This window comes from Erwinia sp. JUb26 (assembly GCF_003751505.1).
In the GTDB taxonomy this organism is placed as follows: domain Bacteria; phylum Pseudomonadota; class Gammaproteobacteria; order Enterobacterales; family Enterobacteriaceae; genus Erwinia.
Window position 1 is genome coordinate 1 of the sequence record NZ_RJVB01000012.1, and the last position, 25,476, is coordinate 25,476.

The window sequence follows — 25,476 nt, forward strand, 5'->3', positions numbered from 1 at the left end:
CAAACTGGTTCATCAGTGCTATGCGGTACTCAGGCATCAGTGCAATTTTGATGAAAATATCGGCGCGGCAGGTTGATATTCAAGACGGTAGCTGTAACTACAGAATAGGTTGAACTATGAGCATGTCAATAGCGGCTCTGGAAGCAGTCCCAGAGCCGTATGAAAAGTGATGCAGATAAACGAGTGAGTGAAAGGCAGGTTACTTCTTCTTCGGCCAGTCGTCTTCATCATCCCACTTGTGGTTGAAGTCACGATGCGGCGGCAGCTTCGGCTTGTTTTCCAGAAACTTTTTATGGTCGATGCGCTTCAGATCTTTATACACGTTCATCAGAATGCCGACCATCAACAGGATCACCAGGATCCACCAGTACTCTTTTATAAATTCCATATCCTCACCTCAGAACGCTTACGCGATCAGCTGTTCCATAATGCGCTGGTACATGCGGCTCAGCAGCTGGAGATCGGCGGCCTTCACGCACTCGTTGATCTTGTGAATGCTGGCGTTCACCGGTCCAAGCTCCACCACCTGCGCGCCCATACGGGCAATAAAGCGCCCGTCAGAGGTGCCGCCGGTCGTTTCAAGCTGCGGCCTGATCTCATTATAGTGCTCAACCGCGTTAACCACCGCATCCACCAGCTTGCCGCGTGAGGTCAGGAACGGCTGGCCGGAAAGCTTCCACTCAATGCTGTAGCGCAGCTGGTGGCGATCGAGCAGTTCCTGTACCCGCTGTTTAATCAGCGCATCGGTCAGTTCGGTGCTGAAGCGGAAGTTAAACTGCACGAAAAAGTCACCCGGAATCACGTTATTGCTGCCGGTACCCGCCTGCACGTTGGCGATCTGCATGCTGGTGGGTGGGAAGAACTCGTTGCCGCGATCCCACTCGGTAGCGACCAACTCGTTCAGCGCGGGCAGCGCGCGATGCACCGGGTTATCGGCGAGGTGCGGATAGGCCACGTGGCCCTGCACGCCGTGAAGCGTCAGATTGGCGGTAATCGAACCGCGACGGCCGTTTTTCACCACGTCGCCGACCACTTCGGAACTGGAAGGCTCACCGACCAGGCAGTAGTCCAGGCGCTCGTTGCGCGCCATCAGCGCTTCAACCACCTTAACCGTTCCGTTTGCAGCGCTGGCTTCTTCGTCGGAGGTGATCAGGAAGGCAAGGCGACCTTTATGCTGTGGATGCGCGGCGACAAACCGCTCGGCGGCAACCACCATCGCCGCCAGCGAACCTTTCATGTCCGCCGCGCCGCGGCCAAACAGCATGCCATCGCGGATGGCCGGTTCAAACGGAGGGTTGATCCAGCGGTTGGCATCGCCCGTTGGCACCACGTCGGTGTGTCCGGCAAACGCCAGCGTTTCACCCTGACCGCGCCACGCCCAGAAATTCAGGGTATCGCCAAAGTTCATTGGCTCAATGGTAAAACCCAGCGCCTGAAGGCGCGCAATCAGAATGGCCTGGCAACCGGCATCATCCGGGCTGAGGGAAGGGCGACGAATAAGCTGCTGCGTCAACTCAATGACCGGACAATACATAATTAACACTTCTCCTGAATAAACTGCTGATAAGTGGCTTCACTGAAGCCCAGCAGCATAGAGCCGTCTGCGGCGCAGAGCAACGGGCGTTTGATGATTGCGGGCATTGCCAGCATCAGTTCCTGCGCGGCTGCTGCATTATTCACCGCTTCACGCGTCGCCTCGTCCAGTTTGCGCCAGGTGGTGCCGCGCGTGTTCAGCAGCGGTTCCCAGCCGAGGGTGGCAATAAACTGGCCCAGCAGCGCCGCATCCAGCCCGTCGGCGCGGTAGTCGTGGAACTGATAAGCGGTATTGTTGGCTTCCAGATATTTGCGCGCCTTCTTGATGGTGTCGCAGTTTTTGATGCCGTACATGGTCAGCGTGTTTTGCGTATTTTCAGATGTCATAAAACTCTACCTGTCATCGGGAAACGTTCAGAGAGGTATTATTCCACAGAATCACCCTATTGGGAGGGCAAGATCGCCCTGCGTATCCCGGATTGCCGCCCGAAAAAACCATCGGGCCGCCGTCCGGAAAGCGGGGCGGCAGGGTATTTATCCGATCAGGTAAATACAGAGCGAAAGCGTGATCAGTGAACCGAGGGTGGACAGCAGAATAACGCGGGACACGACGGACGCTTCACGGCGATAGTATTCCGCCAGCATAAAAGGGCCGGTGCCGGTCGGTAAGGCGCTGAGCAGCAGCGCGGATTTAGCCCACAGCGGCGGCAGATGGAAGACATAAAAGGCCAGGATCCCGGTGATGAGCGGATGAACAATCAGCTTTATCCCGACCAACTGCATTGAACCTTGACCCGATCCCTTCTGCCTGTGGGCTAAAAATGCACCAAGCGATACCAGCGCGCAGGGGGTGGTTGCCGCGCCCAGCATGGTCAGAAACTGCAACAATGCAGCGGGCAGTTCGGCACCGGATACGCCCCAGCACGCGCCCAGAATGGGGGATACTACCAGCGGATTTTTGCACAGCGAAATCAGCACCTTCCGCGCCGCCTGATGCCAGCTGCTTTCGGTTTGCAGCGCAACTTCAATACAGATCACCGACAGGGAAAACAGCAGGCACACCACGATCAGCGTGGCAATCAGCGCCGGTTCCAGGCCTGCGGGCCCTGCGACGAGCAGACACAGCGGTATGCCGATATACCCGGTGTTGGCGTAGGAGGCGCTCAGGCCGTCAAGACTGGCTTCGGCGAGATTTTTCTTCACCCGAAAGCGTATCAGTAGTGTCACGATAAACACCGCGAGGGTACTCAGGCAGTAAACGGCAATAAACTGCGGGTGCCAGATCTGGCTCAGGGTTGCCGTTGCCGTCGATTTAAACAACAGGGCAGGCAGGCAAAGCCAGACGACAAAACGGTTCAGTTCAGAAGCCGCCGTGGCACCCAGCCGCAGGGTTTTACGGCAGACATAGCCAATCAGGATCAGGGCGAAAATAGGCAGCAGAACGTTGATGACAATCATTAACTCAGGTATCCCTGACAGATCAAAATACTCAAATAAAAAACTGCACCTGACTCCGTCGGATAACCAACGTTTGGGGTGCAGTCCATGTAGCGTGCTTTCCTGGGAATTAATTGCTCAGGTCGGAACCGTTTGAGGCAATGACCTTTTTATACCAGTAAAAGCTCTTCTTACGCGAGCGCGCCAGCGATCCATTCCCCATATCGTCCTGATCGACATAGATAAAGCCATAGCGTTTCGACATCTGAGAGGTGCTGGCGCTGACCATATCGATAGGCCCCCACCAGGTGTAACCGAACAATTCAACCCCGTCGGCGATGGCTTCCTGCATCTGTTCAATATGCAGGCGCAGATAGTCGATGCGGTAGTCATCCTGGATTTCACCATTCTGCTCAACCTTATCCACCGCACCCAGGCCATTTTCTGCCACAAACACCGGTTTTTTATAGCGGTCATAAAGCTGATTCAGCGCCAGCCGCAGGCCCTTGGGATCGATCTGCCAGCCCCAGTCGCTTTCCGGCAGATGCGGATTGCGGATGCCGCCGGTGATCAGGTTGCCTTTAACTCCTTCCAGCCTTTCGGGATGTGCGCTAATGGTGCTGGACATGTAGTAGCTGAAGGAGACGAAATCGACGGGGTAAAGCTTGAGAATTTCCTCATCGCCGCGCTCGATTTTTAACTTGACGCCTTTGGCGGCCAGCATTCTTTCCGTCCACGCCGGGTAGGCACCGCGTGCCTGCACGTCGCTGAAGAATAACGACACGCGCTGGGCCTCTTCGCAGGCCTGCAGATCGTCCGGATGACAGGTGTGCGGATAGAGGATCTGGTAGCTGATCATGCAGCCTACCTGCGAGCCAGGGATGATTTCGTGGCAGGCTTTGGTGGCAAGCGCGCTGGCAACAAACTGGTGGTGTGCGCCCTGATACTTGGCCTGCTCAAGGGCAGGGTGGTTCTCTTCAATCACGCCGACGCTGACGTACGGGTGATGCTTAACGCAGTTGATTTCGTTAAACGTCATCCAGTATTTCACTTTTTCCCGGTAGCGGGTGAACACGGTGGTGGCAAACTTCAGGTAAAAATCAATCACCTGGCGGTTTGGCCAGCCGCCGTACTCCGTCACCAGCGTGAGCGGCATTTCATAATGGGAAAGCGAAACCACAGGTTCAATGCCGTGAGAACGCAGCGTGTCGAACACCCGATCGTAAAAGGCCAGACCCGCTTCTACCGGCTCGGCTTCATCGCCGCGAGGGAAAAGGCGCGTCCAGGCAATCGACATGCGGAAGCACTTGAATCCCATCTCGGCGAACAGCGCAATATCGTTCTCATAGTGGTGATAAAAGTCATTACCCCGGCGCTTGGGATAGTATTTTTTGCTGTCAGGATTTTGCGCTTCGGCAACCTGCGCATGGGTCATTCCCGCCCACTGATCGAGCCAGCGCTCTTTCGGCGAGTTAATATCAAAAATGAAAACATCAGAGGCCGACAGGCCTTTACCATCAACATCAAACGCGCCTTCCAGCTGATTAGCCGCGGTGGCGCCGCCCCATAAAAAATTATCGGGGAATTTTTTAGAAAAAGTCATTATTTACTCCTTAAGCCGCAACGGAAAGTTTTAAGAATGCTTCCTGTGATTTAATATCACCGTTTGCCACCAGGCTAATATCGCCGTAGCGTTCGGTATTGGTGACAATAATAATGACGCTGGGATCGATATCGCTTTTAATCAGTGCGTCTAAATCGAAACGAATAAGCGGATCGCCAACTTTAACCTCCTGCCCGTCTTCAATCAGTCGGGTAAAATGCAGGCCTTTAAGTTTGACGGTATCAATGCCGATATGAATCAGGATCTCCGCACCGGAATCACTTTCCAGGGTAATGGCGTGATGAGTGGCGAAAACCGAACCTACCTTGCCGTTTACCGGCGAAATCAGCGTGCCTTCCGAAGGATAAATAGCGATACCTTTACCGAAAACTTCATCCGCAAAGACCGGATCGCTGACCTCGCTTAGCGGTATCAGACTGCCGTTTATCGGGGCGAAAAGGCGCTCATCCTGGCTGATGCTGACGTTGCTGACCCCGGCCTGCAGCGTTGCCTCTGGGGAAGAAGACGACGGTTTTTCCGGCATGGCCTTAGCGGCTTCGCCATCCACTTTTTCTTCAAAACCAAGCAGTAACGTAGCAGTGGTGGCAACGCTGAAGGCAACGGCAAGGCTCAGCAGCGCCCAGCCAAACGTCGGGCCCACCAGTGCCGGCAGGCCGGGCAAACCGCTGAGCGCATAGGCATAGGCTTTTACGCCGAAGAACAATGCGACGCCGCCGCCGCAGGCTCCGCCGATTAACGCGGCGGCAAAAGGTCGTTTAAAGCGAATATTAATGCCGTACATCGCCGGTTCCGTTACCCCCATCAGCGCACTGAATGAGGTTGAAATCGCCAGGCTTTTGGTTTTTTTATTGCGGCTGCGCAGGAATACGCCAAAGGCCGCACCCGCCTGGCCAAAGTTAGCCACGTACATAATAATCTTGAAGGGGTCGTAACCCAGCTTGCTGATATTATTGATAATGATCGGCACCAGGACATAATGCATGCCGGTTATAATCATCAGAGACAGCGTTCCCCCAACGATGACGCCCGCCAGCGGCCCCATATTCTCAACCAGCCAGATAATGCCGCCGGATAAAGCGTTACCCACGGTGATCCCGGCCGGGCCAATGAAAATCAGCATCACCGGTGCGACGATCAGTAAGCTGATCAGCGGCACGAACATGGTTTTTACCGCAGAAGGGATAATCTTATTAAAGAACCCTTCCACGTAGCTCAACAGCCAGATTGACAGAATAATCGGGATGACCGAACCCGCATACGAGACGGCGGAAACCGGGATATCGAAGAAGGTCACCGGATCGCCCGACTTCAGCAGGGTTACCAGCGTGGGATGAAACAGCGTGGCCGCCAGCGCCACCGAAAGGTAGGGGTTCGCGCCAAATTTCAAGCCGGAACTGTAGGCGATAACGATCGGCATAAAGTAAAAAACACCGTCGCTGATGGCCGAGAGGATAAGATAGGTTTGGTTGGTATTCGCTACCCAGCCGAACGAAATAAACAGCGACAGCAGGCCTTTCATAATCCCGGCCCCGGCAATCGCCGGAATGATCGGGGAGAAAATTCCGGAGATAATTTCCAGCGCTGACGAGACGGGATTACGCCGTTTCTTCTCTTTGCCTTCGCTTTCTTTCGCGTCGTCGCTCTTTTTAAGATGCGGCAGCTCCGCCTGGATTGCGCTACAGATCTGCGTGACTTTGTTGCCGATGATTATCTGAAACTGGTCACCAGATAAATTGACGCCCATCACGCAGTCTAAATTTTCCAGCGCGCTGCGATCTACTTTGCCGTTATCCTTGAGGTAAAATCTCAGCCGGGTAATGCAATGAAACAGTGAATCAATATTATTTTCGCCGCCCAAATGTTCGATGATTTGTTTGGCGCTTTTTTGATAATCCATGGAAGGTTATCTCCAGATAAAGACCCTAGCGGTCAGTAAGACAATTGCCGGTTAAACCGGGCACCTTTCTCCTTCTGGGGTTTGCCTGATTGAACAGTAACAAGCCTAAATGGAAGTTGTATGACGTTTTACAATGTTATAAATGTGTACCGTTAAATAAAGCTTCTCAGAATTCGTCATTTCGTGACGGTAATTTTTTTTGGTGAACTCACCGATAGCATTGACGCAGCTATAGGCTTTTTCATGCTTGTTATTTGAAAACTCAAACAGGTCATCATCGTCATTTTCAATGATAATGCCGCCGATAACGCGTTGAGCAAAAAACTTCACGTGGGTAATAAAGCGCTGATAAGCAATACCCTGTTCGTCAAAGGTAATGCCAAACCAGTATTTTACAATGCTCTGGATCTGATGAATGAGCTTGGTTATTTCTATAATCTGCCCGTCGGGCGCCTGCATCCCTGAGTTCACAATATGCAACGCAATGCTGCAGGCCTCGGAATCCGGCAGTAACATCCCCGTATAGGCAGCAATAATCGCTAATGCCTGATGGCCAACCAGATACTCCTTGCGGTAGAAGTGTTTGACTTCCCACTGCAGAGGGGAGACCAGGTCCATGCCGTTTTTATTGCGCTGGATAGCAAAATTTAAATGATCGGCCAGCGAAACATAAATTATCTCGCTAATCGGGTAGTTCAGTGAAGAACGGGCCAGATTAACGATATCATCCGTCAGCTGAATGATTTCAACGGGCACTTCATTAAGCAGGACTTTGAAGCGGTCATTGACCTTGTCATCGTGAAGGTGAAATGTTTTTTCAACATGGGCAACGTTCACTTCGTCACCGACGCTGGCGTTAAAACCCAGTGCTTTTCCCGTCAGGATAACTTCAACACCGTTGGGATCCAGAGAGCTGACGACATTATTATTAAGTATTTGCTTTATACGCATCAGAAACTCCAAAAACAAAAACGGGCAAAAAAATATTTGAATCCAGAAATTATCTGGTTCCGCAATATTGTTTTGCCCGCCGAACGGTAACAAGCTTCATGCATTTAGCGAGACACTATAGCGCCAGGCCGCGTCAGTCAATATAAGTAAAGTCTTAGTGCAATTTTTATCGCTAAAGTGTGATTTGGCGCAAATTTCTTCCTCGGGCAGACATAGGGTGCTGTGCTTTTTATGAGCAAGTTGGCCGCCGGGGCCACACATTATATCTGCTGGTCGCCAATATCCGCCTGCAAAAGTGATGAAGATCACAGCTGAAGCACAATTTAATTGAAAAAGTAAAATGCTATGTTTAGGGTTTCGACACGTTGGGCGTTACTGATATTAATCAGGCGCTACTTTCTCAGATTTAAAATGTCTTAATCAGTATCACAGGGCGTCACTTAAAAAGGCGAAACCTGGCGGAGCGTAACGATTTGTTACTGCTTCGTCAGGTTTTTTTTTGCAAAAAATTCCGTTCTGGATAGCTGAATTAACGTCCCGATCGGAAGTTTAAAACGAGTTTTTACCATCGGTTCTGGGGTTATAAAATGAAAAATACAAAATCAAACCAGTTTGTGTGCTGGTTGGCCTGGCGCTTTTCTCTACTCATGCAGCCGCGGCTGAATTATCGATTGAGCAGCGATTAAAAATTCTGGAAAAAGAACTGTCTGATAATAAAAAAGAGTTACAGGCAACACGAGAAGAATTTAACCAGTATAAAGCCAGTGAAAATAACGCTGGAAAGCAGGCGACGCGGATCGGCGCAGCAGCTACGCCCGTGAGCGGACCGGCAGCGAATCCGGTTGATACACAATCTGCGACTCGCTCTCCGCTCGCTACCGTGCAGGAAAAAGATAAAGGCGAAGTGAAACTCGCCGCCGAGCAGTACACGCTGAAAGATCTGAGCGATTATGTGAAAGATGACATTGGCTTTACCTACGCAGGCTATTTCCGCACCGGGTGGGGAACGTCGTCTAACGGCTCACCAAAATCCTGGGCGATTGGTTCACTGGGGCGCCTGGGTAATGAGTACACCGGATGGTTCGATTTGTTGCTGAAGCAGCGCGTGTATCGCGAAGGTAATAAAAGCGCCACGGCGATCGTGAAGTTTGATGGCAACGTCGGCCAGCAGTATGCCACTGAGTGGTTTGGCGACGATGCCAGCAATGAAAACCGCATGCAAATCCTTGATATGTATCTGACCACCAAAGGATTCCTCTCCTTTGATGAAGAGGCCGATTTCTGGGTGGGTAAGCACTCACTGGCGCCGTATGAAATTAAAATGCTGGACTGGAAAAGCCATCGTTCGGGCGCGGGGGCGGGATTCGGGGTAGAAAATCTCCACGCCGGATGGGGGAAACTCGACCTGGCGTTAACCCGCGAAGATTTTAATCTCTACACGCGGGATTACACTTCCTCTCATCAGGTGAACACCAACCAGGTTGAGGTCAGATACAAAAATATCCCGCTGGTCGAAGGTGGCGATCTGAGCCTCACCGCGAAGTATATGATGGGCAATAAGGATGAGACGCAGAAGTCGGGAGAGAGCGACGGCAGCTACTTCAAACTTAAAGATGCCTTTCTTGCCAGCGCTATTTATAACCAAAAGTTTGGCAAAGGCAGCTTCAATGAGTTCACCGCGCAGGCGGCCAGCAACTCGATTGCCAGCAACTTTTCACGCTACGCCTCATCCAACCCGTTTGGCGGTTTGAACAACTATTACTACGGCGATCACACCGATGGCCTCGCCTGGCGGTTGATCTCTCAGGGTGAAATGTACCTTGGCGAAAAGATTATCCTGGCCAACGCGCTGGTTTACTCTTCCGGCAATGATATTTTCAGCTATGAGACGGGTGCTCATTCAGATTTCAACAGCGTTCGTGCGGTCGTGCGTCCGTCCTGGATCTGGGATAAATACAATCAGACCGGCGTGGAGTTGGGCTATTTCACTCAGACCAATAAGAATGTCAGCGGTACCTCATTTGACGAGTCGGGTTTGAAAACCACGCTGTATCATATGTTTAAAGTCGATACCAGCCTGCTGAACTCCCGACCGGAGATCCGTTTCTACGGCACCTGGCTGCGCGTGCTGGACAATGAACTGGATCAGTTTACCTTCCCGGACCAGAAGAAAGATCAGTTCACCATCGGCGTTCAGACGGAGGTTGGCTGGTAACGATCAGTAAAAGGGATCGAGAATGCTGAGCAAACCACCGGTAGGTATTGGTGGTTTTCTTCCCCTGTGAATCAATTTGTTATCGCAGATCGGGGCTACGCAGAACTTTTGATGCCCCGAAGCCAAACTCAGACATTCGTACCCTTCTGTTTTTTGTGGGATTCATCTATATTCGGAAGAAGGCAAAGCAGGATAATGGCTGCGAGCAAAACATCTTCAGGGTGAAGACCCATTTTCAGGAGGAGGGGAACCATGAACTATTTGAAAGAGTCCGCAGTGCATGCGGTAGAAGAGACCCAGTCCACAATCATTCTTACGCGGAAGAAAAAGACCCGCTGTGATGAGTTTGCGCACGTCGTTGAAGCCGTGATGCTGGACTATCCTGATGCCAAAACGCATATCGACAGCGAGAGCGGTGGTTACGATAAGATCATTATTCTGAAGTAACCGGGCTGCGGCCCCTGCCAGGGGGCCAAGGTTAATCGCTGTACAAATTGTGCGCTCTGACACAAATCCGGCAAAAACCACGCTGAGTGGTTTCCTCAATCGCAGTAAATGCGATCTCCGTCTGTTCTTATCACAATATTGCTTCTAAAATAGCCCCACAAAAAAAGAGAGGCTATGATGATCGACTTGGAATTAGGGAACTGGAAAGACTTTATCGAAGCAATGTTACGTAAGTAATTCGCTCAGTTAGAGAGAAGCATGGTGGCAAACCAATCCGCTTTTATCTTCAGTAACCCATATTAAAAAAGGCAGCCAACCGGCTGCCTTTTGCTTATTTAAGCTTTTCTTTCAGCGGGAAGCGTCGCCGCACCAGCATAAAGAACAGCGGCACAAAGAAGATCGCCAGCACCGTCGCTGAAATCATTCCCCCCATCACTCCCGTACCGACCGCGTGCTGGCTGCTGGAGCCTGCGCCGCTGCTGGTGGCCATCGGCAATACCCCGAAGATAAACGCCAGTGAGGTCATCAGGATAGGCCGCAGGCGCTGGCGGGAGGCCTCAAGCGTCGCTTCGATCAGTTCGCTGCCGCGCGTGTTCAGCTCGTTGGCAAATTCAACGATAAGAATCGCGTTCTTGGCCGACAGCCCGATCACCGTCAGCAGCCCGACCTGGAAGTAAACGTCATTTTCCAGCCCGCGCAGCCAGGTGGCCACCAGTGCGCCGATCACTCCCAAAGGCACCACCAGCATGACTGAGAAGGGAATGGACCAGCTTTCATACAGCGCGGCCAGGCAGAGGAAGACCACCAGCAGCGAGAGAGCATACAGTGCCGGTGCCTGTGCGCCGGTCATACGCTCCTGCAGCGAGGCTCCCGTCCACTGCAGGCCAATCCCGGTCGGCAATTGGCTGACCAGGCTTTCCATAATGTCCATCGCCGTACCGTTGCTCACGCCTGCGGCGGACTCCCCGACAATCTCTACCGCCGAGTAGCCGTTATAGCGCTCCAGGCGTGGCGATCCGGTTTCCCAGCGCGAGCTGGCGAAGGCGCTGAACGGCACCATCTGCCCGCTGGTGTTTCTGACATACCATTTATTGATGTCGTCCGGCAGCATGCGGTACTTCGCCGCTGCCTGAACGTAAACCTTTTTCACCCTGCCGCGATCGAGGAAGTCGTTGACGTAGGTGGAACCCCAGCCGGTTTGCAGCGTGCTGTTAATGTCGTCCAGCGAAACACCCAGCGCCTGCGCCTTGCGCTGGTCGATATCAATGCGCAGCTGCGGGCTGTCGTCCAGACCGTTGTGGCGTACGCGGGTTAGCGACGGGTTATTTTTTGCTTTATCCAGCAGCATATCGCGAGCGTTCATCAGGGCTTCATGGCCCAGCCCGGCGTGATCCTGCAGCTCCATATCGAAACCGGCCGAGTTGCCCAGCCCGGTGATGGCCGAGGGGCTGCTGGCGATCACCCGGGCTTCAGTAATGCTGTCAAAGGCTTTGGTGGCGCGTTCAATGATCGCAAAGGAGGAGTTATCACTGCCGGTACGCTCCTTCCAGTCCTTCAGACGGACAAACAGACGCGCCACGTTCTGCCCGTTACCGCCGGGCCCGGCACCGACGGTGGCGAACACGGATACCACGTTATTTTTCTCTGAGGTGAGATAGTAGTGTTCAACTTTTTGCACCACCTTCATGGTTTGCTGCAGCGTGGAGCCGGAAGGCAGCTGCACCTGGGTAGTGAAAATCCCGCGGTCTTCCAGCGGCAGGAACGAGGTGGGCAGGCGCAGGAACAGGAACGCCATAATTACCATCAGCGCCAGATACAGCACCAGCCAGCGCCCGCCCTTAGCCAGAATACGGCCAACGCCGCGCTCGTAGCGCTCAGCATTGCGATTAAACATGCGGTTAAACCAGCCGAAGAATCCGCGACGACCGTGATGATGTCCCTGCGCCAGCGGTTTCAGCAGCGTGGCGCACAGGGCAGGGGTGAGGATCATCGCTACCAGCACCGACAGCACCATCGCCGACACGATGGTGACCGAGAACTGGCGGTAAATCGCCCCGGTGGTGCCGCCAAAGAAGGCCATCGGGATAAACACCGCCGACAGCACCAGCGCAATACCAACCAGCGCACCCTGAATCTGCCCCATCGACTTGCGCGTGGCTTCGCGCGGCGACAGGCCTTCCTCGCTCATTATTCGTTCAACGTTTTCCACCACCACAATCGCATCATCCACCAGCAGGCCGATGGCCAGCACCATCGCGAACATGGTCAGGGTATTGATGCTGTAGCCGAAGGCGTAGAGCACGCCAAAGGTGCCGAATAGCACCACCGGTACGGCAATGGTCGGGATCAGCGTAGCGCGGAAATTCTGCAGGAACAGGTACATCACCAGGAACACCAGCAGCACCGCTTCAAACAGCGTTTTCACCACGTCCTCAATCGACGCCTTAACGAACGGCGTCGTTTCAAAGGCGATTTTGGCTTCCAGCCCGTGCGGGAAGTAGTGTGAGAGTTCATCAAGGCGGGCGCGAACCAGCGTATCCGTTTGCAGTTCGTTAGCGCCGGAAGCCAGCTTCACGCCCAGCCCGGAGGCGGCCATGCCGTTATAGCGGCTGAGGTAGTCATATTTTTCGGCGCCCAGTTCCACCTGGGCCACATCGCCCAGCGTCACCACGGAGCCGTCGGTGTTAACGTGCAGGGTGATGTCGCGGAACTGCTGCGGCGTTTGCAGCAATGACTGGGAGTTGACGGTGGCGTTCAGCGCCTGTCGGTCAACGGACGGCAGCCCGCCGAGCTGGCCGACGGCAACCTGGCTGTTTTGTGATTCAATCGCGCTGACCACATCGGCGGTGGTCAGCGAGTAGTTAATCAGTTTATTGGGGTCCAGCCAGATGCGCATCGCGTACTGAGAACCGTAGGCATCGACCTGGCCAACGCCGTCAATACGGCTCAGCGGATCCTGAATATTACTGGCCACGTAGTCAGAGATATCCTGCTTGTCCATGCTGCCGTCGGTGGAGACAAAGGCGACCATCAGGATATTGGTGTCCCCGGTTTTATTCACCGTGACGCCCTGCGACTGCACGTCCTGTGGCAGTTTTCGCAGCGCGGTTTGCAGCTGGTTTTGCACCTGCTGGCGCGCTTCATCGGGGTTGGTGCCCGCTTCAAAGGTGAGGGTGATCGTTGCCTGGCCGGTATTGCTGCTCTGCGATGACATATACATCAGGTTGTCGATGCCGGTCATATTCTGCTCAATGACCTGAGTGACGGTATTTTCCAGCGTTTCGGCAGAGGCACCGGGATAGTTTGCGGTGATACGAACGTTAGGCGGGGCCAGATCGGGGTACTGTTCTACCGGCAGCGACATAATCGCCAGGCCGCCGGTAAGGCAGAGAATAATCGCCAGCACCCAGGCAAAAATGGGGCGGTCGATAAAAAAGTTCGCCATTGCAAGCTCCGCAGCTGATTATCTGAGTATAAAGAAAGAGAAGTCACCAGCCATATCCGTTTGGCGCTGAAATGAGGCGTCCGGTGCGGAGCGGATTTATCAACCGATTCAACAGGCTCCATCGATTTACCACTTTACCTGCCTGGTCGATCGAAATCGTGGAGAAAATGAGGAGAAAGTGTAAATTAGCGTGGAAAATTACACGGGTTTATTTACTTCCTGACGTATTGTGTCACTGATGTGACTCCAGCCAGAGAACGGTAGCCGCAACCCGCGAGCGTACGTTGAGTTTGCGCAGCACGCTGCGGATGTGTACCTTGACCGTTTGTTCGGAAATCGACAGATTCACGGACACTTCTTTATTCGACAAACCGCGCGCCACCTCTTTCAGCACGTCCAGCTCGCGGGCAGTGAGGATCGCGAAGGGATCGCCCTCCCAGGCGCGGCTGTCGCGCCAGATCTGCATAGAGTCGCTAAAAGCCTGCCCACCTTCGGCCACATGAATAATCTGCGCCAGCATCTGTTCCGGTTCGGCGTCCTTCAGCAAATAGCCGTCAATGCCCGCATCCAGCAGGGTAAAGAAGTCACTGCGGCTGTCGGATACGGTGAGGATCACCACCCGACAGGGGAGGGATTCACTGCGCAGTATCTGTAGCGTTTCAAGGCCTGAAAGCCCCTTCATATTAAGATCCAGCAGCAGCAGATCCGGCTGCGTCTCCCGCGCCAGCGCCAGCGCTTCCATACCGTTACTCGCTTCAGCAACCAGCTGAAAACGGCTGTCCAGAAGCAAAAGCTGCTGCAGCCCGCGACGTATCAGCGGATGATCGTCAACAATTAAAACGCGAACAGCGGTGTCGGTCATCGTTCACTCCCTGAATGTGTGGACGGTGGAATGGCGTCTGCCGTAGCAAGCAATACACTTTCCGTTACCGGTATGAATTTCAGTGAAACGCAGGTGCCGCCGGTTTCGCCACGCGTGATGTTCAGCGTGCCGTTCAGCCTGGTCGCCCGTTCGTGCATGATGCTCAGCCCGTAGTGATCCGGGGGGGCCTGCTGGCTGGCAATCCCAATGCCATCGTCTGTGACGGCAATAGTCAGCTCCCCCCGATCGCTGCGGTGGCCGCTGACGGTAATTTCCTGTGCACGCGCGTGACGAATGGCATTGAGCAGCGCTTCGCGGACGATTTGCAGCACGTGAATTTGCTGCTGGGCCTGTAGCTGCCCGTTAATATCGCACTGCAGTAAAATCCGGGCGTCGCTTTGCGGGCGCAGAGGCGCGACGACCTGTTCCAGCGCTCGCGCCAGGCTGGCGGGTTCGATGGTCAGGCGGAAGGTGGTCAGCAGCTCGCGCAGCTGCCGGTTGGCGGCCGCCAGCGCCTGCTCAAACTCGGCCACCACCGTTTGCGCCTGCGTGGCGTCCGGCTGCAGCGTGCGCTTTAGTCGCGCAATCTGAATACGTAAAAACGTCAGCGACTGCGCCAGCGAATCGTGCAGCTCGCGGGCGATGGTTGCCCGCTCTTCAAGCAGCAGCAGCGTCTGCACCTGCTGCTGCGCCTGCCACAGTTCCAGCGCATGAACCAGCAGGGAAGCCACGCCCTGCATCAGGCGCGGCTCGCTGCTGTGCGCCTGCCATCGCAGGACGCCGCAGGGCTGCGGCTGATGGCTGAGGTAGAGGGTAATCGAATGCCACGGCAGCTGCGGATCTCTGTGCCCGGCGCTCAGAGCGCCGAAGTCAGGCACGGAAAACTCAATGCTGCTGAGTCGTTCATGGCGCAGCACCAGCGCCAGCGTCAGCTGAAACGCTTCGCGGCCCTCCACGCTGCGACTGAGCCGCTGGGAACAGGCATAAAGCAGGGTCAGACGACGATTCGCCAGGGTCAGGCTTTCGGTTTTTGCGCGTACCGTTTGCGACATCGCCGTCCACGACTTATCCAGTTCGCCTGACATGCGGGTAAAGGCCCGCGCCAGCACGCCAAGCTCATTATCGAGATCGGTACTCAGCGGCGGCAGGGTAAAATGCGTCTGCTCAACGGCTTCGCTGGCGCTGAGCAACTGGCGCAGCGGCCCGACGATTTTCAGCCGAATGTGGCGCAGCGTGAGGATTACCAGCAGGGCGATCGCGGCAAACCCCAGCAGGCAGGTCAGCGCGACAATGCGCATTTTCAGCTCTGCCCAGTGCTGCAGCGCCAGCACAAAGTGGTCAATCTGCGCCACCGAATGGATTATCCGCGTGACGTGCTCGTCATTAATTTCCGGGCGTTCGGAATTCAGCGAGGGCTGCAGTCGTTGCCAGGAGGAGAGCAGGTCCTGATAGCGTTGGCTAACGGCGTCCGGCACATAAAACCGGTCGAGCGATTGTAATGCCGGGGCCTGCAGAGTCTGCTGATACTGATGGATATGCTCAGATTGCTGGGCGGAATGCGAGGTGATATCCCACGCCAGCCGATAGCTCTGCATACGCAGCGAACCGGCCAGATTAATGGCCTCCGCATCGCGCAGGCTACCTGAAAGCGTCAGCAGCGCCAGCCCGCTGGAAAATACCGACAGCAGTACAATGGCGAACAGCGTGCGTGCAATGCTGTGGGTGACGGAACGTTTGACTGCCGGCATGTATATTTCCCTGAATTAAATATGGGTATTGTAACCAAAGCGCCGCTGCATCTGAAGTCACCATCCTGCGTGATTCCATTTCTGTTACAACCGTCTTATTCAGGCACATTCACTGACATTAGCTGGCGTTAGGCTACGTAGCGCTGACAATGCTTTAATGCTTTTACCCACGCCGCACTCTGCTTTTCATTGTATTGGTAATAATTAGCTCCGTAACTAACCCGTACCGTTTGAGGAGCATCAAGATGAACAAGACCCTACCCGCACTGATCGCGGCGACCTTACTAGCTGCGACCTCTTTCTCTACGCTGGCTGCCACGCCGGTTGACGGTAGCCAGGCTATGAATATGCAAAGTATCGGTAGCGTTTCCGTTTCCGGTGTCAGAGGTTCGCTGGATGATGCAACCCATCAGCTGGCGAAAAAAGCGGAAGAACTGGGCGCAAGCCACTACCGCGTTGTTCGCGCTGACACCCCGGGCGACTCCAGCCTGTGGAGCGGCACCGCTGAGATTTATCGCTAACGTTTTACCCTGTAATACCCCTGTCCCTGTGTAGTCCCTGTGTAGTCCTTAGTGCTTTCACTAGCCGGTCACAAATTGTGACCGGTTTTTTTATGCGCCAATCGACAAAAATTACAAAACCTCACGATTTCGCCCGCGGATTTTTTGCGTCGACCTGACAGAACGGTTAGGATGCATCGCCGCAATTTCCCGCGTGTCTTTAAATATAACTACAGTGCATCGGGTAACGAATCAATGTTGCAGCAGCCGACGCAATCGTTTGGTCGGAGCATAAAAATAACAGGATACCAGGACGGGTAACCGCATCACTTGTGGACAGGACAATAGGATAGAAAATGAAAGCTGATAAAGTATCTGGCGCAGAAAAACGCGCTGCCAAAAGACGCTGGTTAAATTCGCAGGATTCCGGCTATAACAAAGCGATGGATAATCGTCACGTGCAGATGATTGCTATCGGTGGCGCCATCGGTACGGGTCTGTTTCTCGGTGCCGGTGCGCGTTTGCAGGTTGCCGGGCCGGCACTGGCCCTCGTCTATTTAGTCTGTGGTATCTTCTCCTTCTTCATTTTACGCGCCCTGGGTGAGCTGGTATTACACCGCCCGTCCAGCGGCAGCTTCGTTTCTTACTCGCGCGAATTCCTTGGCGAAAAAGCCTCTTACGTGGCTGGCTGGATGTACTTCGTCAACTGGGCGATGACCGGTATCGTCGACATTACCGCCGTGGCACTCTACATGCACTACTGGGGCGCGTTCGGTGATGTACCGCAGTGGGTCTTCGCTCTCGGCGCGCTGGCTATCGTCGGCACCATGAACATGATCGGCGTGCGCTGGTTTGCCGAGATGGAGTTCTGGTTCGCGCTGATTAAAGTGCTGGCGATTGCCATCTTCCTGGTGGTGGGCGTGGTGTTCCTCGGCAGCGGTAAACCGCTGGACGGCAACGCGACCGGTTTCCACCTGATTACCGACAACGGGGGGATGTTCCCTAACGGCCTGATGCCGGCGCTGGTGCTGGTGCAGGGCGTGGTCTTTGCCTTCGCCTCTATCGAGCTGGTGGGTACCGCTGCCGGAGAGTGTAAAGACCCGAAAACCATGCTGCCAAAAGCGATCAACAGCGTGATCTGGCGTATCGGCCTGTTTTACGTCGGTTCCGTCGTGCTGCTGGTGCTGCTGCTGCCGTGGAATGCCTATCAGGCAGGCCAGAGTCCGTTTGTGACCTTCTTCAGCAAGCTGGGCGTGCCTTACGTGGGCAGCATCATGAATATCGTGGTCCTGACCGCGGCGCTGTCGAGCCTGAACTCGGGCCTGTACGCTACCGGCCGTATTCTGCGTTCTATGTCGATGGGCGGTTCTGCACCGCAGTTCCTGTCTAAGATGAGCCGTTCACAGGTGCCGTATGCCGGTATTCTGGTGACCGTCTGCGTTTACATCGTTGGCGTGTATCTGAACTACATCGTTCCAGCCAGCGTGTTTGAAATCGTGCTGAACGTGGCGGCGCTGGGCATCATCTCGTCCTGGGGCTTTATTGTGGTGTGCCAGATGCGCCTGCGTAAAGCCATCAAAGAAGGGAAAGCGGATGATGTCAGCTTCAAGATGCCGTGGGCACCGTTCACCTCCTGGCTGACGCTGCTGTTCCTGTTCAGCGTGCTGGTGCTGATGGCGTTTGACTACCCGAACGGTACCTACACCATCGCGTCGATTCCGCTGATCGCCGTCTGGCTGATTGTTGGCTGGTTCTTCGTGCGTAAACGTGCTCAGTCTCTGTCCGAAGAGCAGCACGCTTCCGCTGAAAAAATGATGAAGTAAACCCGCTGTTTACCGGCTGGTGCTGTTTTCAGCCCGGCCGGTGTTTCAGATAGTTTTCCCTCCGTACCCGTTCTATGATGACAGGCTCCTGAAACTTTCACGGAGCCTGTATGTCCGCCAAGATAGACATCATCAAAAATAAAGTCCTGTCAGAAAACTGGTTCGTCCTGCGTAATTTCACCTACGATTTGACCGCAAAAGACGGCGCGGTGATCCGCCACAAGCGTGAAGTTTACGATCGCGGCAACGGTGCGACGATCCTGCTCTACAATCGTGAGAAAAACAGCGTGGTGCTGACCCGCCAGTTTCGTATCGCCACCTGGGTGAACGGCAATCCCGATGGCATGCTGATCGAAACCTGTGCCGGACTGCTGGATAATGACTCCCCCGAGGACTGCATTCGCAAAGAGGCGATTGAAGAGACCGGCTATGCGATAGGCGAAGTTGAAAAGCTGTTCGAACTGTTTATGTCGCCCGGCGGCGTAACCGAGGTGGTGCATTTCTTCGCGGCGGAATACAGCGAATCGCAGCGCGACAATGCCGGCGGTGGCGTTGACGACGAAGATATCGACGTGATGGAAATCCCTTTCCCGCAGGCCTGGGCGATGATCAAAGACGGGCGCATCAAAGACGGTAAAACCGTCACGCTGCTACAGCACGCATTGATCGCAGGCTGGCTCCACCTCTAACGCTCACGCGCATTGCCTTTAACAGGCTGGCTCCACTTTTAACGTTAATGCACATCGCCTTCAATAGGTCACCGTGACGGTGACCACATCGCTGTAGGTTCCCGCCGGTGGGCTGGCCTGGGTCGGATTAATCGTCGCCGTATAGTTAATGGTTTGCGACGTGCCGCTGCCGGTCTGGCTGAGATTATTGGTGCTGGTCCAGGCCGCGCCCCCGGCCTGATACAGCTGATACTGCAAATAGTTATTGCCCGTGGTGCTGACCATCTGCCGCCAGTCGCCGCTGGTGGCGTTGGCGCTGGCCAGATTGACGCTGTAGCTGGCATTCAGCGTGCAGCGGACGCTCAGCGCGCTGTTGACGGTTTTGAATTCGGACGGCAGGGCGGCGGAAGCGAATTCCACATCCGGCGCGCTGTCGATGTAGCAGTCATTAATCACCGTCACCGTCACCGTGATGGTTGAGGTGGCATCGCCGGTGGTATAGGCGCACAGTCCCAGCACGCCAAGAAAACAGATACTGTAATGCCAGTTTATCGTCAACGTATCGGTGTAGACGCCAGCGGGAATGTTGATCCCGGCGCTCGATCGCAGATACAGCGGCAGCGTGCTGTCCGGGGCGTTGAACAGCCCAAGCAGGCCCAGCAGTGAACGTTCGGTCCAGGTAATGGTGCTGCCCACGTTATAGGTGGTACCGCAGGCGGCGTCCTTGCACAGCGAGTAGGGGATCGTGGCACCGGTGGCGCTGTACAGCTGCGGCGACGTCCCAACCGGATGCTGCGAGCTGCTGATAGTCGCGGTCACGGTGTTCTCCGCCAGCAGGGAAACCAGGCTGCCGCTGGTGCAGGCGAAGCCGCTGCCGGTGGTAATGGTTTGCGCGCTGCTGGCAAAGGTGAAGGCGCTGATGCCGCCAAAGGTCGAGGTACTCGATGAGGCGCTGCAGGCTGCATAGCTCAGGCCGCTGGTCAGCAATAGCAGGCTGGCTAACACCAGGCGCAGGATCGCGTGCATTTTCATGGCTGTTTTTCCGCTGAAGAATTGTCGGGGCAGACAAAGGTGGCGAACAGGGGCGATGTTTTACCCGGTGCGTCTATCTTAAAGCCGTGACGGCAGCTTCCTTGAGGCCGCTTCACGACAATCTCATTGCTGGCCGCCAGCCCGCTAAGCCAGACTTTGCCGCCGTAGCCGACCATCGTAGTTTGCCCGCTGTGGGTTTCCGTCACCGGCGTACCCACAGGAAGCGGCTGCCGTTGTCCGTCGAGCAGCGTCAGGCTGGCTGAACGTACCGTGGTGACCGGGAATTTCACCAACGTGCCGCTACCTTCCCGAACCGCCACGCGAGATTCAATTTGCGGAAGCGATGCATCCAGCGGCAGATCCAGCGGATCGATAGCCACTTTCGACGGATACCAGGCGCTGACCCAGGGGATCAGTAAATGGCCGCGATCGTCGGTCTTACCGGTCAGCTGGTTTTCAAAGGTTACCGGCACGTCCGGGTAGCCGTCGGTGCTGACCAGGATAAATGCATCGTTGACCTTGTTAGTGGCAAACAGCGCGTTATCCATCCAGATCACGGAGCCGCTGAGATCGGCCCACTGGCTGTTATTGTTCGATTCACCGTAGACGCCGCCGCTCAGCGTGGCCTGACTGAACTTCCAACTGGCGTCGGCCTGGTAGTAGTCGCTGTTGCCGTTGGCATAGGCGAGGTTCCAGCCGAGTCCGCCGCTGACCGGCGCGCTGCGGTTAAAGTTGATGCGTTCGCTGTAGTCGCCGCTGGTGCTGCGCTGTACGCCGGTACTGAGGCTGGCCCCCGAATCCAGCGGCACGATCACCTGCACCTGCGCGTTATAGCCCTGTTCACCGAGGGTTTTATTCAGCGCCAGATAAAGGCTGCTTGAACCCCACAGGCTGCGGCTCCATGACAGGTTTGCCAGCCGAGTGCGGCTGTTATCGCTGGCGCGAATGTCGAAATAGCCGAGGCCGACGGTGCCGCCGCCCGCGCCCAGAGGCGCAAAGCTCAGCGTGGCCTGATCCGCTTGACGGCTGAGCTGGGTAGAGGTGTCCCAGGTGCTGATATCGCTGTAGTTTTCACTGCGCTGCAGGTGCTGCATTGCCAGGCCAAACGATGAGGTGTAATAGGAGTAGCCCACCACGTACTGGGAACCGTTGTCATCCGTCCGGCTCTGGCTGACCGCCGTGCTCAGTGTGCCCCAGCGGCCTACTGCCACATCGCCGCCGATTCCGCCCAGCTGAAGCCCCGGACGACCTTCCGCATGCAGGGAAAGGGTAAAACTGTTGTTCAGGCCGTAGCGCCAGATGCCGCTGGCCGCGGCATCGCCATAGTCTGCGCTGCGAATACCGTAGTTCTGCCGCAGCGCACCCGCCGTTAAATCGAAATCACTCAGCCCTTCGCGCAGCAGCTGGTTGGAAACATAGAACGGCACGCTGGTGGAAACCTGGCGGCCCAGCGCATCGGTGGTGACCACCGTGGCTTCTCCCGCACCGTTAATATAGGGCACGTTGGTGAGGGTAAATGGCCCGGCATTAATACTGCTGCTGCTGGCCTTATAGCCGTTAATAAACAGATCGACGCTGCCGGGCAGGGCGGCGTTGCCGGACCAGTTAATCAGGGGGTAGGTCACCAGATCGGGGCGCACGCTAAAGTTACGCGCCACGCGCACCCCGCCAAGCCGGGTTGAGTTGCTCCAGGTCAGCGAGTTATTGATCACGTCACCGGCCTGCCAGGCGATCATATTGGCTTCATCGTTATACTTCCACAGTGTGTCATAGCGCAGGTAGCCATCGGCGGCATCGTCGCTTTTCCCCGACCACCAGCTGCGCCAGGTGCCGGTATTGGACAACGATCCGGCGGTGCCGAACAGGCGCTGTTCCAGCCAGGTTGCGGTGTAGCTCTGGCCATTTTCACTGTGCAGGCTGTAGCTGTCGTAGTTCAACAGCAGCCCGGTTGAGCTTTGCGCAGGCGTAAAACCGAGCAGATTTTCACCCGATATATTCTGCTGCGGCAGCCAGTTATCCGGCACCGTCAGCATCAGCTTTTGCTGCATGCTGTCATAGCGGGTTTTCACCTCGGGCAGCAGAGTGACGTCAATCAGCCCGGTCTGGCCGCCAACGCGTACGTGGTTCCGCGTCAGCGCTCCAGCCTCAACCTGATAGTGCTCGCCGCGCGCCTGCACCGGGACAATCTGGTCGTCCGGCTGGCCGTTCACCACCAGCGTCAGATAGAGCGTATAGCTGTCAGTGTTGTTCATCGCCCGCGGTGCGGCGGGGATGGCATCATATTCAGCGGCATACAGGCCGCGTACGTCCGGCATCAGGATGATTGCTATCGCCACCGTCAGCCGGGTCAATTTCAGGGCGGCAGGGGTGCGTTTTCTCATACTCAGTTCGCGGCCTGAATGGCCACCGGAGCTGTATTATCCGCCAGCTGAGCATAGAGCGTTTGCCCGCCGGAAGGCTGGCGTTTAGCGGGCAGCGGGAACGACATCTTTTGCCCCGGCAGCACATAACCCAGGAAGCCTTCGGACAACCGCAGCGACGCCTGTTCCGGTTTATTGCTGCTTCCCCAGAAGACATTGCTCAGTCGGGCATGAACCACACCCTGATTACGCACGGTGAGCCAGGTTTTGCCCTCGCGCTGGCTGAACGTCCAGCTCAGCTGCGGGCGGGTGGCCGTGCTGGCATCGCGTTTACGATCGCTGCGTTCCTGGGTCCAGAGCCCTTCACCGTCAAGGAACAGGGGCAGCAGATAGCGCATCTGCAGCTGAAGTCCGGCATGCTCCTGCATCTCTTTCGGCAGCGAGCCGGGCAGTTCATCAATCACGATGCGATAGGATTGTTCGCGACCGGCCGGAACGGTCACGGTGCGCATCAGGCGAATAAGCTGGCGCTTTCCCGGTTCGACGGTGGCAAAAGGCGGGCTGGCAATCACATCCTGCTGATCGGCATAGCGATCGCGCTGATCCTGCTGCTGCCAGCTCAACACGCGAACCTGCAAACTGACCGGATAGCTGCCGCGATTCTCCAGCCACAGCGCCGAGCCCTGTTGGTCAGCTTCAATAACCTGGTAGACCGGCCATACCAGCACCGAGCTGGCGGCCAGAGCAAATTGTGGACACAGCGCGGTTAGCCAGAGCGCGCAAAATAACAACCCTGTTTTGAGTTTCATGTTTTTTTACCACGTTAGAGTCACGGTAACCGTATCGTTATAGGTGCCGGCGGCCGGAACGGTGCCGGAGGTCAAGAGTCGTGCATAAACCGGGAAAGTCTGGGTGGTTGCCGGGAACGAGGCAATGCTGTAAGCCAGTGCCCCGCTTCCCCATACGGTGCTGCGGCTGGCATCCCGATAGAGCTGGTATGCCAGCTTATTGCTGCTTGTGCTGTTACTCATATAGCGAGCGCTACTGCTGCCGCCGTTCAGGCCGTAGTCGAGAGCAATCGACATGGCGGTGCCCGGTGTACAGGTCACCACCACCGAACCGGATCCGCTGCTGCTCACTACATCCACGTTGCTGCTGAGGTCGCCCACGGTGCCAAAATCGATAGTCCCTAACTGAGTCGTGCTGGCCGTGGTGGTACCCAAAATGCAGCCGTTGGTAATGGTGGCTGAAACGGTGAAGGTATCGGTAACGGTGCTGGCAGTGCTACAGGTTGTCACCAGTAGCAGAACGCTACAGAGGCGCACGTTGATTACCAGGCCAGAGTGGCGATCACGGTATCAACATAGGTTCCGGCCGCCGGAGAAGTATTGGAACCCTGGTCGGAAGGCAGGATGCGGCCGTAGATTGGGATGTTCTGCGCGGTGCCGTTGGCCGTCAGGCTAATGGTATCGCCAACATCAATCTCGGTCGTACGCGCGCTGTCGGAGTAGAGACGATAAGGAACCAGTGTGGTACCGCCGTTGGATGACACGCTGCGCACCGTACCGTCACCGTACAGGCCACCGTCCAGCGTCAGCGTTGGGCTTAAGCCAGCGCTGCAGGTCACTGTGACGGCACCGCTGCCGTCAGCACCGGTCACGCTGCCGTCAATGGTATATTTCAAATCGGCATAGGTACCGAAATCCAGCGTACCCCATTTATTGGTTCCGGTAGAACCATCACCATTACCGACGGTACACGCCGAACCGATAATAACCTGAACGCCGATTTCACCGGTTAATGAACCGGTGTCCACTGCGGATGCCGGTTGAATAGCCGCGGTGCTTAATAATGCCGCAGTTAACGCTGATAATAACAGTTTATTCTTTTTCATAACTATCCTCATTATCGTAGTGATGCCCATAGGCGTGCTGTGTGTAACAATTAACAGGAATGATGTTGGACAGATAAATATTTCATCAGCTGCGGCATATCAGCGATGTTAAGTTTTTTCATTAAATTCGTTTTATGCGTATGTATCGTTTTATAACTGACGTTCATTTGCTTCGAGATAGTAATCACCGTATTATTTCTGGCCAGTAGCCAGGCGACATTCAGTTCCGCCATGGTTAATGGCGTACGGTATGGATTCTCGCTGTTCAATTGCGTATAGAGACGCGGGCTGACTCTATTTTTAATACGGTCCTGCTGATTCAGTCCGGCTATAATGTCCGTCAGATTATCGCGCTTGGAGAAATAGCACTGAACTTCCATGCTCGTCAGGTATTTCACTAACCCCGGTTCTTCAACGCTGGTCAGAATAATAAGCTTAACTTTTTTCCAGTGATGGCGATTATCTCGGATAAATTCTATTCCGGCGATAATATCCATTTCGCTGTCATAAAGTTCAGTGAAAACAATATCTACGTCACCTATCTCCAACAACAGTTGTAAAGCTGAAAATGATTTCAGATTTGCCAACAATAAATAGTTTGAAGATTGACTAACAACTTCACGTAACCCCGCGGTGACGAATGAATCGGGGTCCAGTAGTGCTACTTTTTTATCATCATACCGCCGACAACAGGTTAAGCACTGGCGTGCTGACTTGGCTGTTATTTATAAGAACAATTTAGTTATAAAAATTTTCCTTTAACAGCCTTCATCAGTAAAAATTACAAAACGGAACTTTAATTGTGCTTGTCGGGTATTTTATGTTGGAAAATCCTGGAGAAAGATCTTTATGCGGATTAAAAAACCAGGTTGTGATGAGGGGAGGGTTTGCTAGCAACATAGTTAACGTTAATTTAAAGAAATATTTACATTTGTGAACATAGGAATGTTCCTAGATATAGCGATACCGACTCGTGATGAGCAAAATCTGCGTGCCAGAAACAGAGGAGGGGGTGGCAATAGAGATAATTATTAAGCATA

General features: G+C 54.8%; 22 protein-coding genes. 6 read left to right on the forward strand and 16 right to left on the reverse strand.

Features of this window, described 5'->3' with window-relative positions:
- Positions 1 to 199: 199 nt before the first annotated feature.
- The 7 genes from EC836_RS23160 to licT form a co-directional block, all read right to left on the reverse strand.
- On the reverse strand, positions 200 to 388 hold the full coding sequence (locus tag EC836_RS23160) for a YpfN family protein (protein WP_123337599.1): 189 nt from the start codon (positions 386 to 388) through the stop codon (positions 200 to 202).
- Between the two features lie 18 nt (positions 389 to 406).
- Positions 407 to 1,534 (reverse strand): succinyl-diaminopimelate desuccinylase, encoded by a 1,128-nt coding sequence (gene dapE, locus EC836_RS23165; protein WP_123337602.1) that lies wholly within the window; start codon positions 1,532 to 1,534, stop codon positions 407 to 409.
- 2 nt (positions 1,535 to 1,536) lie between these two features.
- Positions 1,537 to 1,920: an ArsC family reductase gene (locus EC836_RS23170; protein ID WP_123337604.1), complete on the reverse strand. Its 384-nt coding sequence runs from the start codon at positions 1,918 to 1,920 to the stop codon at positions 1,537 to 1,539.
- 147 nt (positions 1,921 to 2,067) lie between these two features.
- Positions 2,068 to 2,991, reverse strand: a complete 924-nt coding sequence (locus EC836_RS23175; protein WP_123337606.1) for an AEC family transporter — start codon at positions 2,989 to 2,991, stop codon at positions 2,068 to 2,070.
- Between the two features lie 109 nt (positions 2,992 to 3,100).
- Positions 3,101 to 4,573, reverse strand: a complete 1,473-nt coding sequence (locus tag EC836_RS23180) for a glycoside hydrolase family 1 protein (protein ID WP_123337609.1) — start codon at positions 4,571 to 4,573, stop codon at positions 3,101 to 3,103.
- A 10-nt stretch (positions 4,574 to 4,583) separates the two neighbouring features.
- On the reverse strand, positions 4,584 to 6,491 hold the full coding sequence (locus EC836_RS23185) for a beta-glucoside-specific PTS transporter subunit IIABC (protein WP_123337611.1): 1,908 nt from the start codon (positions 6,489 to 6,491) through the stop codon (positions 4,584 to 4,586).
- Positions 6,492 to 6,596: 105 nt separating this feature from the next.
- A complete protein-coding gene (gene licT, locus EC836_RS23190) occupies positions 6,597 to 7,442 on the reverse strand; it encodes a BglG family transcription antiterminator LicT (RefSeq protein ID WP_123337751.1) in 846 nt (281 codons plus the stop codon).
- 616 nt (positions 7,443 to 8,058) lie between these two features.
- On the opposite strand from licT, the gene EC836_RS23195 reads away from it, so the two are divergent.
- From EC836_RS23195 to ypfM, 3 genes are all read left to right on the forward strand, one after another.
- Positions 8,059 to 9,657 carry a carbohydrate porin gene (locus tag EC836_RS23195; protein ID WP_233599397.1) on the forward strand — a complete coding sequence of 533 codons (1,599 nt, stop codon included), beginning with the start codon at positions 8,059 to 8,061 and terminating at the stop codon, positions 9,655 to 9,657.
- A gap of 252 nt (positions 9,658 to 9,909) precedes the next feature.
- On the forward strand, positions 9,910 to 10,104 hold the full coding sequence (locus tag EC836_RS23200) for a hypothetical protein (protein ID WP_123337615.1): 195 nt from the start codon (positions 9,910 to 9,912) through the stop codon (positions 10,102 to 10,104).
- Between the two features lie 177 nt (positions 10,105 to 10,281).
- Positions 10,282 to 10,341, forward strand: a complete 60-nt coding sequence (ypfM, locus tag EC836_RS23205) for a protein YpfM (protein WP_101505280.1) — start codon at positions 10,282 to 10,284, stop codon at positions 10,339 to 10,341.
- Positions 10,342 to 10,435: 94 nt separating this feature from the next.
- Here ypfM and acrD read toward each other — a convergent pair whose 3' ends face one another.
- From acrD to narQ, 3 genes are all read right to left on the reverse strand, one after another.
- Positions 10,436 to 13,549: a multidrug efflux RND transporter permease AcrD gene (gene acrD, locus EC836_RS23210; RefSeq protein WP_123337617.1), complete on the reverse strand. Its 3,114-nt coding sequence runs from the start codon at positions 13,547 to 13,549 to the stop codon at positions 10,436 to 10,438.
- 232 nt (positions 13,550 to 13,781) lie between these two features.
- The gene (locus tag EC836_RS23215) at positions 13,782 to 14,411 is read right to left on the reverse strand and encodes a response regulator (RefSeq protein ID WP_123337619.1); all 630 of its coding nucleotides are present in this window, start codon (positions 14,409 to 14,411) and stop codon (positions 13,782 to 13,784) included.
- Entirely contained in the window at positions 14,408 to 16,159 is a 1,752-nt protein-coding gene (narQ, locus tag EC836_RS23220) for a nitrate/nitrite two-component system sensor histidine kinase NarQ (RefSeq protein ID WP_123337621.1), read from the reverse strand. The genes EC836_RS23215 and narQ overlap by 4 nt, the downstream gene beginning before the upstream one ends.
- 245 nt (positions 16,160 to 16,404) lie before the next feature.
- Between narQ and EC836_RS23225 the strand changes: the two genes are divergently transcribed.
- The 3 genes from EC836_RS23225 to nudK all read left to right on the forward strand — a co-directional run bounded on the left by EC836_RS23225 (position 16,405) and on the right by nudK (position 19,171).
- Complete coding sequence (locus tag EC836_RS23225; protein ID WP_123337623.1) at positions 16,405 to 16,680, forward strand: DUF1471 domain-containing protein; 276 nt, start codon at positions 16,405 to 16,407, stop codon at positions 16,678 to 16,680.
- Positions 16,681 to 17,015: 335 nt separating this feature from the next.
- Positions 17,016 to 18,482: an L-asparagine permease gene (gene ansP, locus EC836_RS23230; RefSeq protein WP_123337625.1), complete on the forward strand. Its 1,467-nt coding sequence runs from the start codon at positions 17,016 to 17,018 to the stop codon at positions 18,480 to 18,482.
- A gap of 110 nt (positions 18,483 to 18,592) precedes the next feature.
- Positions 18,593 to 19,171, forward strand: a complete 579-nt coding sequence (gene nudK / locus EC836_RS23235) for a GDP-mannose pyrophosphatase NudK (RefSeq protein WP_123337627.1) — start codon at positions 18,593 to 18,595, stop codon at positions 19,169 to 19,171.
- Positions 19,172 to 19,231: 60 nt separating this feature from the next.
- On the opposite strand, the gene EC836_RS23240 is transcribed toward nudK, so the two are convergent.
- The 6 genes from EC836_RS23240 to EC836_RS23265 are packed head-to-tail and all read right to left on the reverse strand — an operon-like array spanning position 19,232 to position 24,933.
- The gene (locus tag EC836_RS23240; RefSeq protein ID WP_233599398.1) at positions 19,232 to 20,182 is read right to left on the reverse strand and encodes a spore coat protein U domain-containing protein; all 951 of its coding nucleotides are present in this window, start codon (positions 20,180 to 20,182) and stop codon (positions 19,232 to 19,234) included.
- Positions 20,179 to 22,563, reverse strand: coding sequence for a fimbria/pilus outer membrane usher protein (locus EC836_RS23245; RefSeq protein ID WP_123337629.1), 2,385 nt, complete (start codon positions 22,561 to 22,563; stop codon positions 20,179 to 20,181). Before EC836_RS23245 ends, EC836_RS23240 begins: the two co-directional genes overlap by 4 nt.
- A gap of 2 nt (positions 22,564 to 22,565) precedes the next feature.
- Positions 22,566 to 23,351 carry a molecular chaperone gene (locus tag EC836_RS23250; protein ID WP_123337631.1) on the reverse strand — a complete coding sequence of 262 codons (786 nt, stop codon included), beginning with the start codon at positions 23,349 to 23,351 and terminating at the stop codon, positions 22,566 to 22,568.
- A gap of 6 nt (positions 23,352 to 23,357) precedes the next feature.
- The gene (locus EC836_RS23255) at positions 23,358 to 23,867 is read right to left on the reverse strand and encodes a spore coat U domain-containing protein (protein WP_233599399.1); all 510 of its coding nucleotides are present in this window, start codon (positions 23,865 to 23,867) and stop codon (positions 23,358 to 23,360) included.
- Between the two features lie 5 nt (positions 23,868 to 23,872).
- A complete protein-coding gene (locus tag EC836_RS23260) occupies positions 23,873 to 24,436 on the reverse strand; it encodes a spore coat U domain-containing protein (protein ID WP_233599400.1) in 564 nt (187 codons plus the stop codon).
- 50 nt (positions 24,437 to 24,486) lie between these two features.
- On the reverse strand, positions 24,487 to 24,933 hold the full coding sequence (locus EC836_RS23265) for a LuxR C-terminal-related transcriptional regulator (protein ID WP_123337637.1): 447 nt from the start codon (positions 24,931 to 24,933) through the stop codon (positions 24,487 to 24,489).
- Between the last annotated feature and the right edge of the window lie 543 nt (positions 24,934 to 25,476).

What these genes read in the sequence shown, in the direction of transcription:
- EC836_RS23160 (WP_123337599.1), bottom strand. Translation starts at nt 388, where the DNA reads ATGGAATTTATAAAAGAGTACTGGTGGATCCTGGTGATCCTGTTGATG.
- dapE (WP_123337602.1), bottom strand. Translation starts at nt 1,534, where the DNA reads ATGTATTGTCCGGTCATTGAGTTGACGCAGCAGCTTATTCGTCGCCCT.
- EC836_RS23170 (WP_123337604.1), bottom strand. Translation starts at nt 1,920, where the DNA reads ATGACATCTGAAAATACGCAAAACACGCTGACCATGTACGGCATCAAA.
- EC836_RS23175 (WP_123337606.1), bottom strand. Translation starts at nt 2,991, where the DNA reads ATGATTGTCATCAACGTTCTGCTGCCTATTTTCGCCCTGATCCTGATT.
- EC836_RS23180 (WP_123337609.1), bottom strand. Translation starts at nt 4,573, where the DNA reads ATGACTTTTTCTAAAAAATTCCCCGATAATTTTTTATGGGGCGGCGCC.
- EC836_RS23185 (WP_123337611.1), bottom strand. Translation starts at nt 6,491, where the DNA reads ATGGATTATCAAAAAAGCGCCAAACAAATCATCGAACATTTGGGCGGC.
- licT (WP_123337751.1), bottom strand. Translation starts at nt 7,442, where the DNA reads ATGCGTATAAAGCAAATACTTAATAATAATGTCGTCAGCTCTCTGGAT.
- EC836_RS23200 (WP_123337615.1), top strand. Translation starts at nt 9,910, where the DNA reads ATGAACTATTTGAAAGAGTCCGCAGTGCATGCGGTAGAAGAGACCCAG.
- acrD (WP_123337617.1), bottom strand. Translation starts at nt 13,549, where the DNA reads ATGGCGAACTTTTTTATCGACCGCCCCATTTTTGCCTGGGTGCTGGCG.
- EC836_RS23215 (WP_123337619.1), bottom strand. Translation starts at nt 14,411, where the DNA reads ATGACCGACACCGCTGTTCGCGTTTTAATTGTTGACGATCATCCGCTG.
- narQ (WP_123337621.1), bottom strand. Translation starts at nt 16,159, where the DNA reads ATGCCGGCAGTCAAACGTTCCGTCACCCACAGCATTGCACGCACGCTG.
- EC836_RS23225 (WP_123337623.1), top strand. Translation starts at nt 16,405, where the DNA reads ATGAACAAGACCCTACCCGCACTGATCGCGGCGACCTTACTAGCTGCG.
- ansP (WP_123337625.1), top strand. Translation starts at nt 17,016, where the DNA reads ATGAAAGCTGATAAAGTATCTGGCGCAGAAAAACGCGCTGCCAAAAGA.
- nudK (WP_123337627.1), top strand. Translation starts at nt 18,593, where the DNA reads ATGTCCGCCAAGATAGACATCATCAAAAATAAAGTCCTGTCAGAAAAC.
- EC836_RS23240 (WP_233599398.1), bottom strand. Translation starts at nt 20,182, where the DNA reads ATGAAAATGCACGCGATCCTGCGCCTGGTGTTAGCCAGCCTGCTATTG.
- EC836_RS23245 (WP_123337629.1), bottom strand. Translation starts at nt 22,563, where the DNA reads ATGAGAAAACGCACCCCTGCCGCCCTGAAATTGACCCGGCTGACGGTG.
- EC836_RS23250 (WP_123337631.1), bottom strand. Translation starts at nt 23,351, where the DNA reads ATGAAACTCAAAACAGGGTTGTTATTTTGCGCGCTCTGGCTAACCGCG.
- EC836_RS23260 (WP_233599400.1), bottom strand. Translation starts at nt 24,436, where the DNA reads ATGAAAAAGAATAAACTGTTATTATCAGCGTTAACTGCGGCATTATTA.
- EC836_RS23265 (WP_123337637.1), bottom strand. Translation starts at nt 24,933, where the DNA reads ATGGATATTATCGCCGGAATAGAATTTATCCGAGATAATCGCCATCAC.